The 12532-nt window shown below is 28.2% G+C and carries 9 protein-coding genes; 1 reads left to right on the top strand and 8 read right to left on the bottom strand.

The genetic code is table 11. The annotated features are described in order from the left end of the window. The first annotated feature begins 38 nt into the window (after positions 1 to 38). On the top strand, positions 39 to 596 hold the full coding sequence (locus ACA134_RS09015) for a hypothetical protein (protein ID WP_409200084.1): 558 nt from the start codon (positions 39 to 41) through the stop codon (positions 594 to 596). A 2-nt stretch (positions 597 to 598) separates the two neighbouring features. Here ACA134_RS09015 and ACA134_RS09020 read toward each other — a convergent pair whose 3' ends face one another. The 8 genes from ACA134_RS09020 to ACA134_RS09055 all read right to left on the bottom strand — a co-directional run bounded on the left by ACA134_RS09020 (position 599) and on the right by ACA134_RS09055 (position 12531). Beyond that, positions 599 to 2206 carry a methylamine methyltransferase corrinoid protein reductive activase gene (locus ACA134_RS09020; RefSeq protein ID WP_409200085.1) on the bottom strand — a complete coding sequence of 536 codons (1608 nt, stop codon included), beginning with the start codon at positions 2204 to 2206 and terminating at the stop codon, positions 599 to 601. Positions 2207 to 2349: 143 nt separating this feature from the next. Continuing rightward, positions 2350 to 4341 carry a 4Fe-4S binding protein gene (locus ACA134_RS09025; RefSeq protein ID WP_409200086.1) on the bottom strand — a complete coding sequence of 664 codons (1992 nt, stop codon included), beginning with the start codon at positions 4339 to 4341 and terminating at the stop codon, positions 2350 to 2352. A 280-nt stretch (positions 4342 to 4621) separates the two neighbouring features. Beyond that, a complete protein-coding gene (locus ACA134_RS09030; protein WP_409200087.1) occupies positions 4622 to 5527 on the bottom strand; it encodes an AEC family transporter in 906 nt (301 codons plus the stop codon). Positions 5528 to 5590: 63 nt separating this feature from the next. Beyond that, positions 5591 to 6526: a DNA repair and recombination protein RadA gene (radA, locus tag ACA134_RS09035; RefSeq protein ID WP_409200088.1), complete on the bottom strand. Its 936-nt coding sequence runs from the start codon at positions 6524 to 6526 to the stop codon at positions 5591 to 5593. 21 nt (positions 6527 to 6547) lie between these two features. Then, on the bottom strand, positions 6548 to 8920 hold the full coding sequence (locus ACA134_RS09040) for an OB-fold nucleic acid binding domain-containing protein (RefSeq protein WP_409200089.1): 2373 nt from the start codon (positions 8918 to 8920) through the stop codon (positions 6548 to 6550). A gap of 308 nt (positions 8921 to 9228) precedes the next feature. After that, positions 9229 to 10632, bottom strand: a complete 1404-nt coding sequence (locus ACA134_RS09045) for an undecaprenyl-phosphate glucose phosphotransferase (protein ID WP_409200090.1) — start codon at positions 10630 to 10632, stop codon at positions 9229 to 9231. 71 nt (positions 10633 to 10703) lie between these two features. After that, positions 10704 to 11558, bottom strand: a complete 855-nt coding sequence (locus ACA134_RS09050) for a glycosyltransferase family 2 protein (protein ID WP_409200091.1) — start codon at positions 11556 to 11558, stop codon at positions 10704 to 10706. 7 nt (positions 11559 to 11565) lie between these two features. Next, positions 11566 to 12531 (bottom strand): glycosyltransferase family 2 protein, encoded by a 966-nt coding sequence (locus tag ACA134_RS09055; RefSeq protein ID WP_409200092.1) that lies wholly within the window; start codon positions 12529 to 12531, stop codon positions 11566 to 11568. Position 12532: the final 1 nt, after the last annotated feature.

Below are 12532 nucleotides of genomic sequence, written 5' to 3' on the forward strand. Positions count from 1 at the left end.
AATACTTTAAACTCCACATATAATACAGAGGAATATAAATGGTGGTTCAAAAAGCAATAGAAAAAATAAAATCTATGCCAGGTGTTTTAAAAGCTGTGGAATTAACTCCAGAAGATAGAGGAAATATCATTGATATAGAATCTAAACATGAAGGAGAATTAGTCCCTATTGAAAATGAAGGTTTAAAACAATGTTTAATTAGAGATAAATGTATTGTTATCTTTAAAAATAAAGATTTTAGACCACCACCATCACCAACTATTTTACTTATAACTGAAGATGGAACAATTTTAGGTCAAGAAATTATTTCAGATGATGAGAAGGAAAAATTCAAAAATGATGAAAGCTACAAAATGTTGAGTGAAGAGTTTGTTTTATTTAAGAAAAACGTTGAAGCAAATAAAAATCATCATGCAAAAGAGTATTTTATTTTACCACCAATTGATTTTCCAGAACTATATGAAATTGATGAAATAACTGATGTAGTTTCATCTAGCCCATCTACTAAAACTGATGAATATTTAGAAAAAAAATATGATCTTAAAGTAGATCCAAAAATTGCATCAATAGTTGTTGGTTTTTCAATTAAAAAATAACTTTATTTTTTAAAAAATTTATTATAATCAAAAACCTTTTCAGGACAAGATAAAACACATTTTTGACAACCAAGACCAAGACATCTATCAGTTCTTAAAGTTATTTTACCATCATCATAGCTAATTGCATTTTCAGGACATTCATTTATACAAGTTAAACAGCCTGTACAACCATCAAAGCTTGTTTCAAATGTAGCACCAATATCAATAACAGATAACCCATTAAATCCTAAATCTTCAATATCTCTTTCAAATAAACGTTCTACATTAGGATCTGTTTCAGCTTCAGGAACTGTTTGAAATCCATATTTTTGTAACCATTCATTATATTTCCAAAAAGGCATATTTTGATCATATAAAGCTAATTCTAAAGAGTATATCTTCTCAAAAGTATCAGAAAGAGCTAACATAATATGATTACTACGCATGCTATTAGCAATGTCTTGTAAAGTATCTAATAATTTAGGATTAAAAACTATATCTTGAGCCATATCCAATGAAGTATTTCCAACTTGATAGATATTTTTAGATGTAGGTGGAATTTGTCCAACATTAATAGATTTTAAGGGATCAACATAAAATCCTGAAGCACCTGCCATATAAACAGCATCAATATCTTCAAGTAAGATTCCCGAATCTTCAGCTAAAGTTAAAAATGCAGCTCTAAAAGCACCTAATGCTTTACCAATATTTGAAATATCATCAGGACTAATAGAAATATCTCCTTGAAGATGAATTAACCCATCATCAGTTTCTATTTTAGAATCTTCAATGATTCCACCATCTTGACCTAAACTAAAAGTGGCTATTACACCAGTACCTGTAATTCCTTTTATTTCAAAATCCAAATTTGCATTTTTAGAAACATTACCATCCATAGGATCAATAATATCTCCATCAACAACTTTAAGATCATTATTTAAAACAAGATTTTTCCAATCAAGTCCTACTTCTTCTAAATCAGAAATAACACCTGGTGATGCTAGACGTCCATACTTAATATTTTGTCCTTCAATAGCAGGACCTGCAGCTGCAGAACATGCAAAAATTTCACCATCTATTACAAGAGCAATTTCTGCATTTGTTCCAAAATCAATTACTAAAAAAATACCATCTTTATTTAAAACTCCTGATTTATAAAGCATAGCTAAAGCATCAGCCCCAATTTCATGTTTTATAGCTGGAGGAATTAATATTTGAGCATCTTTATTTAAATTTAATCCAATTTTATCTGGAGATGTAATTGTAGAGTTTCTAGATGGAGGAGTAATATTCATACGTTCCATCACATCATCCCCCCAATAAGCTAAATCTCTAATTTCTATATTATGAAATAATGAAAGTTGAATTGGATTACCACAGACTGCAACTCTAATAACTTTAGAAAGATCAATATTTAAGCCTTCAATAACTTTATTAATATCTGTAATAAGTAAATTATGTGCAACATCTAAACCTACTTTTAAAGCAAAGTGAAGATGATCTACTACATTAGCACCAGGTAAAGGATGTTTAAGAGTAATTACAGTAGAAATTACTTCATTTTTATTAATATCTAAAGCCTGGGCTCTTATGCCACTAGTACCTATATCAATAGCTATACCATACATAAAAACACCTCAAAAAATAATTGTTAATCTATAATTATGTTTTTAAAATGTATTAAAGTTATTGAATAATAATAAAAAAAGTCCATAAAATAAAAATAAATGAAAAAAAAATAAAATAAAGAAAAAAGAGATAATCTATAAGATTATTTACCAATTTCTTCAAGTGCAGCACTAATTTGTGCCATAATTTGTTCTGTTTTAAAGTGTTGTTGATCAAGTGCACCAGATGGACATGCTCCTACACAAGTACCGCACCCTTTACATAATGCGACATTGATTGCTGCATGTTCATTTTGATCTTCACCTTCAATACCAATAGCACCATAAGGACATAATTCAAGACAAACTTCACAAGCACCACAGACAGTTTCGTCAGTAGCAGCTACGATAGGTTCGATCTCTACTTCACCTTGTGACATTGGAATTGCAGCTCTGGATGCTGCTGCAGAACCTTGAGCAACTGCATCAGGAATATCTTTAGGACCTTGAGCTACACCAGCAATGTAGACACCATCAGTTAAAGTATCAACAGGTCTGAGTTTTGGGTGAGCTTCCATATAGAATCCATCTGAAGATTTAGATAATCCTAATGTTTGTCTTAATTCGTTGGATCCAGCAGGAGCTTCAAGACCGATACTTAAAACAACCATATCGTAATTGAACTCAGTGATTTTACCAAGTAAAGTATCTTCTGCTCTGATGGTTAATGTTAAATCATCATTTTCGAAAATTTGAGCAGGTTTTCCTCTTAAGAACTCGATACCGTATTTTTCTTGGGAGTTTTTGTAGAACTCTTCAAATCCTTTACCAAATGCACGAATATCCATGTAGTAACATGTGACTTCAGTGTCAGGTTCGTGATCAATACATAATTGAGCATTTTTCATGGAGTACATACAACATACTCTTGAACAGTATGCTTTTCCGATTTGTTCATCTCTTGAACCAACACAATGGATGAATGCAACACGTTTAGGTTCTTTACCATCAGAAGGTTTTATAACATGTCCTTCTGTAGGACCAGATGCATTAATCATTCTTTCGATTTCCATTGCAGTAATTACATTAGTGAAACGACCATATCCATATTGATAAATTTCAGTAGGATCATATGGATCGTATCCTGTAGCTGCAACAATAGTACCAATTTCAAGTTCAATTGTTTCAGGTTGTTGATCGTGGTTTACAGCTCCACGTTCACAGATTTGATCACAAAGATTACATTCAATACAGTAATCTTTATCAATTGTAGCACACAAAGGAACAGCTTGAGGGAATGGAATGTATGCTGCTTTAACCATACCAATACCTTCATCAAAGTAATTAGGAATTTCAATAGGACATACTTCAACACAAGATCCGCATCCAACACATAAATCTTCGTCGATAAACCTAGGTTTTTTCTCTACTTTTACAGTGAAGTTTCCAATGTAACCATCAACTTCTTTTACTTCAGCATAAGTAATTAATTCAATATTTTCGTGTTTAGAAACATCCACCATCTTAGGAGCAAGAATACACATTGAACAATCTAATGTAGGGAAAGTTTTATCCAATTGTCCCATTCTTCCACCAATAGTTGGGTGTTTTTCTACCATATAAGTTTTGAATCCCATATCAGCTAAATCTAATGCAGATTGGATACCTGCAACTCCTCCACCAATAACAAGAGAAGTATTTTCCACAGCCACTTTAGAAGATTCTAAAGGTTCCAATAATCTTGCTTTAGCAATAGCCATACGAGTTAAATCTTTAGCTTTTTCGGTTGCTGCTTCAGGTTCATTCATATGTACCCAAGAATCATGTTCTCTTAAGTTTGCAAATTCAAACAAAAATTTGTTTAAACCAGCTTCTTCAACACAACGTCTGAATGTTGGTTCGTGAAGCCTTGGAGAACAAGCTGCGACAACAATTCTGTTAAGACCTAAGGTTTTAATATCCTCTTGGATAATTTGTTGACCTGGGTCAGAACAGTAATATTTATAATCTCTAGCAATTACAACATTTGGTAATGATCTTGCGTATTCAGCGACTGCTTCAACGTCTACGACCCCACCAATATTTACACCACAGTGGCAGACATATACTCCCACTTTTGGTTCTTCATTTTTAATATCTCTATTTTCTTCTGCCATTAAATCACCTTGTACAAGTTGTGACATATCTAAAATAAGTTTAAAGAAATATAAAAAGAATTTTTATTTTCTCAAAAAAGTCTTAGATAACAATATGTTAAGAGTACACGTTTATAAAAGTTTCTATAAAAATGCGAGAGTAATGTATATATATGATAAAATTTTTTTCCCATAAATAATTTTTAGTTTAAACTAAAACAGAATATTATTGTTAATTAATATAATTAAAGAATAAATAAAAAGAATAAAGCTTAAACAATAGTTTATAGTCAATTAAAAATTATAAAATTGAGATAATTATAGGTAGTGAAATTAGAGAAAAAATAGTATTTGACAACACACAATCTGAGGTTAATCTAATATCTAAACCATATGTAATAGCAAGTACCATAGTTAACATTCCAGATGGCATAGCAGCTTCAATTAATGCAATTTTATATTCCAAACCTGAAAAATTAAAGATATTAATTATACAAAAAGCTATTAAAGGAAAAATAAGAAGTTTAAAAATTGAGGTAAAAGCTATCATATTTTTGTTCCATTTAAGTCCATCGAATTTTAAAGATAAACCTAATGAAATCATAATTAAAGGTATAGCTCCACCCGCTAAATAAGTAATAATTGTAGAGGGGATTTCTCCAATAGGAATATTTAATAAATTAAAAGAAATACCTAGTATAACTGCCCATAATGGAGGAAATAGTAATATTTTTTTTATAGCTTCCTTTATTGTTCCACCAAAAACTAAAAACAAAATAAAAGAAACTGACAAAAATATAATAAGAGTTCCCATATCACAAAATATAGCTCTAATTAAACCATCATTACCAAAAATACCTAAAGCTACAGGAAATCCTAGAAAAGCTGTATTAGAAAGTAATATTGTAACAAGCACACTCCAAACTTTTTCTTTTGAAAAATTGAAGAATTTTAAAATAAAAAAAGCAATAATACCAGTGATTGTTGCTGATAATATCATTACAACTGGTAAAAAAGCAAAATTAGAAATTGAAGATAAATCTGCTGCAAACAGTGCATTAAATATCATGCAAGGCATGAACAGATTAATAACAATTTTATTTAAAGAATCAACGTCTTTTTCTTGAACTAAATTGATTTTTTTAAGTATAAAACCTAAAAAAACCATTATAATAATTGAAAGTATAGTAGAAATTATCGGATCCATAAAAATAACCTAAACAATAATAATATTGTATTTTAATAAATAAAAAGTTTAGGTTAATTTTAATTAATCTACAATTCCATCAGTTGTGATTTTAAATACACATTCTCCTTCAGGAAGATGAGGACTATCTACTAAACGAGCTATTCTTTTACCAGCTAATCCTTTTTTAAGCCAGATTCTGTATGTGGATGCATGTCCTAAAACGTGCCCGCCAATAGCTTTTGTAGGAGAACCAAAAAAAGCATCTGGTCTAGCTTGAACTTGATTTGTAATGAAAACAGCTATATTATAATTATTTGCTAATTGTTGTAAAGCATGTAAATGTTGATTTAATTTTTGTTGTCTTACAGCTAAAGATTCTCTTCCAACATATTCTGCTCTGAAATGAGCCATTAATGAATCAACAATAACTAATTTAATATTAGCTCCATTTTGAACTAATTCATTAATCTTTTCAGCCATTAATATTTGATGAGCTGAATTAAATGCACGAGCAATGTGAATTTTTTGTAAAACTTCTTCATGATCTAATTCAAAAGCATCAGCAATTTGTTCAATTCTTTCTGGTCTGAATGTATTTTCAGTATCAATAAATACACATTCACCATCGAGTCCTCCTTGTTCTTCAGGGAGTTGTACTGTAACAGCTAATTCATGTGCAACTTGACTTTTTCCAGAACCAAATTCACCAAAAACTTCAGAAATAGATTGAGTTTCAATTCCTCCACCGATTAACTCATTAAAAGCATCACTACCAACAGTTATACGGCCAACATCTTTTCTTCTTTCTAATACATCATAAGCAGTTTCAAAATCAATTTTTTCAGATTTACGAGCTGCTTCTATAACTTTTTCAGCTACACCTTCTCCAATTTCTGCTTTTACAGCTAACTCTTTTGCAGTAGCAGTAGCTAATCTCATCATATCTGCAAAACCCGCATCTCTTAATTTTTCTGCTGTTTTTTCGCCAACACTTGGCAAATCTTCTAACTCTACCATAATAATCAATCCTATTTATTTTTAATATTTTTTAGATAAAATTTTCTTAGGGGATAACCTAATTTCTTCATTATAATCATCGAAGTTAACATCTGCGATAACTTCTACATTTAATCCATTTAAATCTTCGACTTTACCTTCTAATACATCGAAATCTCCACTATCTTCTATTATTGAAACAATTTCATCAAGTTTCATTTCTAAAAGATCTTCTACAAGATTGCCGAAGAAAGTGATTTGAATATCTCCAGTATCATCTTCTAATCTAGCTGGAATCATGAGTATGTATCTTGGTTTGTCTATTTCTTCACTACAGAAATCACAAATTGATTCATCTCCATCTTGTTCTAAATTATTTCCACAATTTGGACATTTAGTAAGTAATATTTTATTACCATATGGATCATTTATTGTTCCTGAAATTTTAACATTTAAATCACTTTCATTAAGAGATTCAATTGATTTAGATTCATATATAATATCTTGCAGCTCTTCATAAGATGGTAATTCTTTTAATTCATCATCAGAAGGGGCAATCATATTTGAACTATCATTAACACTTAATTCTAAGCGATCTTCATTAAAATTAATACGAGGATTTTCTAATTTAATAGCTTGTCCAAGTTCTAAAGTAGAATCAGCACTAGAATTCCATAAAGTAACACGAATAGATCCTGTATCATCTGCTATATCGATATTTCTAACAAGTCCAGGAGTTCCATCTTGTCTTTGGAAATCTCTAGGTTCTTGAATATCTATAATTCTTCCAATAACACGAATGTTTCTATCATCTTCATCTAAATCAGAGATTTTTCTTTGAGTGAAAATCATTTGTTCTAATGTTTCAAAGGAAGGTAAAATACTCGCTTCATCATCAGTAAGTTTAATAACTCTTGAAGTTTTACCAATATTTAAATCCACTGCATACATTCCCATTTTAGTTCTTGCATTTTCAATTTGATATGCATCCCCTGGTTTGAAATTTTCTTGGGCTTTATCATCCCAGAAAGATAATCTGATGATTCCAGTTTCATCTGCAAAATCTATAGATCTGACAATACCTGTGCTACCATCATCTCTTTGGAATTCTCTAATATCATTGACAGAAATTACTCTTCCAATAATATCTACTTCTTCACCATCATCTTCAGCTCCTTGAACTTCTTCGATTTTGACAGGACCAATTTGAGAACAGTATTCTTTTAATAAATCGTATTCAGGATTATCATCAGTTGGATTTATAACAATATTACTATTCCAATTTGTATTTACTCTATATCCTGTAGGAGCATATTCATCAAATTCTATGTTTCCTCCAGTAATTTTAAGAATATCTCCTTTGTTTATTTCTAAATTGGTATCATTACCCCATAGAGTAACTCTAATAGATCCTCCATCATCCATTATTTCAATAGATTTAACATAGCCTTCTCCACCATCTTTCTTTTGGAAAGTTATAGTGTCTTGAATTTTGGTTACAAGGCCTATTAATGATACATCTTTTTTCTCATGAGCTTCAGCAATTTTAATAAAAGTTTCTTCATATTCTGGTACATCAAAATCACCTTTAATGACTCTTCCATCCCAATGAGATAATGAAACATCACCATTATATTCTCTAGCTTGTGCTCCTAAAATTTTTACAGAATCTCCTTCTGCTAATCCTAAAGATTCAATTAATAAAGCATCATTACGCCATAATGTATATTCTGTTTTTCCTGAAGCATCTTGAATTTCAAAAGAAGCAACTTGATTTTCTTTTCCATTTTTTTCATATGTACGAATACCGGATACTCTAATAATCCTTCCAATAATATTTACTTGTGTATCGGCTTTAATATCGGAAATTGGAGTTATAGGTTCTTCATATTGTGGGAAATTTGGATAATCATTATTATCTAAAACATGAATAGTTGATCTTGGATTTAATTGTAGTTCATTACCACTATATCCATTTTTAACTTCAACGCTATTAACTTGGATGATATCTCCTTCTTTGACTTTTTTGAGCAATTTAATGTTTTCAGTCCAAAAAACAGCTCTAATTTCGCCAGTATCATCTGCAAGTTTAACATTACATAATTGCCCATCTTTTCCTTTTCTACTAGTAAATTTTTTAGGATTTGAAATACCCATTATTTTACCAATAACAGAAACATTTTGAGCACCAGATTCTAATTTAGATATACTATCCATTGCATGTTCTTCTTTTTCAGAAACTACTTCATTTTTTTCTGTGACATAATTACCAACAATCATTCTAGCAATATCCACATCATCCATGAAGCTTACACCATCATACTCTTCCTGAAGAGTTTTCATTTTTTCTAAAAATTCTTCTTCAGAAAGTTTATCTTTTACTTTTTCATATTCTTCTAAGATTTCGTTTTCCATACCAAACCCTCATGTAATTAAATATAGTTTAAATTTTGAGTGTATATAAATACTTTCAAACAGAGCATTTGAAAAGAAATTATATATTAAAATGAAAAATTGATTATTTTTCTTTAAATTAAAAATAATTACTTAAAAATCAAAAATCAATTCAAAAATTAATAATTATAATTTTTTTCCTTTAATTAAAATTTTCTAATTAATTAAAATTAAAAAATAAATACTATTGATAATATTAATTTGTCAAAAATATCATATATAATTTAAGGAAATACTAAAAAATGAAATAATGAAATAAAATAAAAAAATTAATATGCATTGGAATTTTTCTTTAAAACTGTTTTAATCATGATTCCTAAGTCTAATCCTAAATGCCAGTTTTCTACATATTCAATATCATATTTGATACGTTTTTTAATTGATGTATTGCCTCTACACCCATGAATTTGAGCCCAACCAGTAAGGCCTGGACGTACTTGATGTTTTACCATATATTTAGGAATTTTTTCTCTGAACTCTTCAACAAAATAAGGTCTCTCAGGTCTTGGTCCTACAATACTCATTTCTCCTTTTAATACATTGAAAAATTGAGGTAGCTCATCAATACTAGTTTTTCTGATAAAACTACCAATTTTAGTCCTTCTAGGATCTTCTTCAATAGTCCATTCTTTCTTTTCATCACCTGGTTCTTGGACTTTCATACTTCTAAATTTATACATCATAAAAGGTTTTCTTTGATATCCAATTCTTTTTTGTTTAAAAATTATTGGTCCCTCTGATGTTAGTTTAATAGCAATAGCTGTAATAAGCATTATTGGAGATGTAATAATAATAGCTATAATTGCTATAACAATATCAGAAAGTAACTTTGTGAATTTATTAAAAGCATCATCTAATGGAACATATCTAATATTTATAATAGGTAAATCTTCAATCATGTCTACAGAAGGTTTTGCAGGGAAATATTTATAATAATCTGGAATAATTTCTGCTTTTATTCCTCCTTTTTCACAACTTTCTACAAGTTCATCAAGATGAGCATAATATTCTAAAGGAATAGCTATTACCACCCGATCAAAAGTATTATACTTTAATGCTTTACTTAAATCTTTATAATGACCAATTACATTGTTTCCTTCTATAGATTTACCAATATTTTTTTTGCTTCCAAGAATTCCACTAATTGAATATCCTAAATAAGAATTATTTTTTATTTTTCTTGCAAAATTAAAAGCTAATTCATTATCTCCTACAATAAGGATGTGTTTTATGTTTTTATTTTTAGAACGTATATTTTTTAAAAATCCTCTAACAACAAAACGTTCTGTAACTCCAAATACTGTACAAAAAATAGCTAAAAGAAATAGCATTATTCTTGAAAAATCAGGCTGGTCTATTATAAATAAAATAGCAACTAATACTACAAAAGCAATTACATTAACTTTTATTATTTGATTAGCTTCTGAAAAGATCGTTCTATGAGTTCTAAATGGTTTATATAATCCAAATGAAAAGTATAAAAATATATAAACAGGAATAACAGCTAAAACTAAAAACAATAAATAATATTCAAAGCTTAAATGGCCTCCTAATGGACCAAAAAGTGTTGTTTTAAACCTTAAAAACCATGCACATATTAAGGATATAATAATAATAAGTACATCCGCTAAAACTAAAATAGCATTCATAGTTCTTTGGTTTTCTTTAATCATAACTTAACCTGTAAAAAAGTATTAATAATTATATCTATCTATATTAATATTTAATTTTTACTTTAAAATAATTATCTTTTAAAAAGATTTAAAAATAGCTTAATCATAAGTAAAATTAAAATCCCAATATATACAATTAAATTAGTAAAAAAAGAATAGCTATCTTTACAATGTTTTTTATAAAAAATATACATAGCTCTGTAAAACTCATATATTAATTTTGATTTTTGTTTTTTACTACTTGAACCTTTATAGTGAATTGTTTCTGCCTTACCATAGTAGACTATTTTCCAATTAGCTTTTTTAATTCTATAACATAAATCTATATCTTCACCATACATGAAAAATTTATCATCAAAAAATCCAACATCATTTATAGCATCTCGTCTTATAAACATAAAAGCTCCAGAAAGACAATCAACTTCATAAACTCCATCATCACTTAAATTATCAAGATTATAGTTATTTGTTTGAGAATTTTTACTAGGAATATGGAATAATCTATAAAATGAGTTTTTAGGGTTTGGAAAACTGCGTTTAGATGCTTTATCTAACTGGCCATTTGGAAGAGATAATTTAGATCCTACAGCACCAACATCAATATTATTTTCAATATAATGATAAATTGAGTTTAATGTATCTTCTTTAACAAATGTATCAGAATTTAAAGTTAAAATATATCTTCCTTTAGAATTTTTAAATCCTAAATTATTCGCATATGCAAAACCATTGTTTTTATCTGATTTAATAAATTTTATTTGATTATTAAATGTTTCTTTAAGCTTTTGAAGACTTCCATCATTTGATGCATTATCTACAACAATAATCTCATATTTAAAATCATGTTTTTGATTTATTACTGATAAAATTGTTTCTTTTGTTAAATCAAATGTTTTATAATTAACAATGATTATTGATAAATCCATAATACACCTATCTTTTTAATAATTTAAATGTATTTACAATTAATTTCCATTCTATTTTAAAGTAATTTTTAATGTTTTTACTTTTAAATTCTGTTTTTTTAATTTTATTTCTGTTTTTTAAGCCTTCTTTTAAACCAGATAGGTATAATTTTCCATATCCTTTTTTAATGAAAAATAAATATTTAATTAAAAATCCTAAAAATAAAAAGAGAATATTAATTATTTTTTGAGGAATTGGTAAATTTTTATATACTAACCAAACATTATTTCGAGCTGATATTTTTACCTTAAACTCATTATATTGACTTCCGCTAGTTCCACTTCCAATATGATAAACAATTGAATTAGCTATATAATAATTTTTATATCCTGCAATTTGAGATCTTAGCCCTAAATCCATATCTTCAAGATAAGCAAAGAATTCTTCATCAAATAATCCTAATTTAATAAGTAAGCTTTTTTTATATAATGCTGCACCAGCACAAGATGAAAATATTTCCCTATTACTTTCAAATTTTGAAATATTTTTATTTAATCCAGTTTTACTTGTCCATCCAAGTAAGTTGTATTCATCTCCTGCATCATCGATTAAATCTCTATTATTATATCGAATCATTTTAGATGAAAGAGAGAAGACATCTTCTTTATCTTTAATAAATTCAATTAAGTTATAAATAGCTCTTTTTTCTATTTCAATATCATTATTAAGTAAATAAATAAATTCTGATTTAGCTTCTAAAATTCCTTGATTAACAGCTTTTGCAAAACCTAAATTAGACTCATTTTCAATTAATTTAACTTTAAAATCATTTAAATTAGCTATTTCTTTTATAAAATCAATACTTCCATCATTAGATCCATTGTCAACTATAATAATCTCTTCAATGATATCTTTTTCTAACTTTAGTGATTCAAAATATCTTTTTAAAAATTTTAATCCATTAAAATTAGGAGTTATAATAGAAACTTTCATT

Source organism: Methanobrevibacter sp. DSM 116169 (genome assembly GCF_046197865.1).
Classification (GTDB): Archaea; Methanobacteriota; Methanobacteria; order Methanobacteriales; family Methanobacteriaceae; genus JAHKLT01.

Coding starts and splice junctions, on each gene's coding strand:
- ACA134_RS09045 (WP_409200090.1), bottom strand. CDS start 10,632: ATGATTAAAGAAAACCAAAGAACTATGAATGCTATTTTAGTTTTAGCG.
- ACA134_RS09015 (WP_409200084.1), top strand. CDS start 39: ATGGTGGTTCAAAAAGCAATAGAAAAAATAAAATCTATGCCAGGTGTT.
- radA (WP_409200088.1), bottom strand. CDS start 6,526: ATGGTAGAGTTAGAAGATTTGCCAAGTGTTGGCGAAAAAACAGCAGAA.
- ACA134_RS09020 (WP_409200085.1), bottom strand. CDS start 2,206: ATGTATGGTATAGCTATTGATATAGGTACTAGTGGCATAAGAGCCCAG.
- ACA134_RS09040 (WP_409200089.1), bottom strand. CDS start 8,920: ATGGAAAACGAAATCTTAGAAGAATATGAAAAAGTAAAAGATAAACTT.
- ACA134_RS09055 (WP_409200092.1), bottom strand. CDS start 12,531: ATGAAAGTTTCTATTATAACTCCTAATTTTAATGGATTAAAATTTTTA.
- ACA134_RS09050 (WP_409200091.1), bottom strand. CDS start 11,558: ATGGATTTATCAATAATCATTGTTAATTATAAAACATTTGATTTAACA.
- ACA134_RS09025 (WP_409200086.1), bottom strand. CDS start 4,341: ATGGCAGAAGAAAATAGAGATATTAAAAATGAAGAACCAAAAGTGGGA.
- ACA134_RS09030 (WP_409200087.1), bottom strand. CDS start 5,527: ATGGATCCGATAATTTCTACTATACTTTCAATTATTATAATGGTTTTT.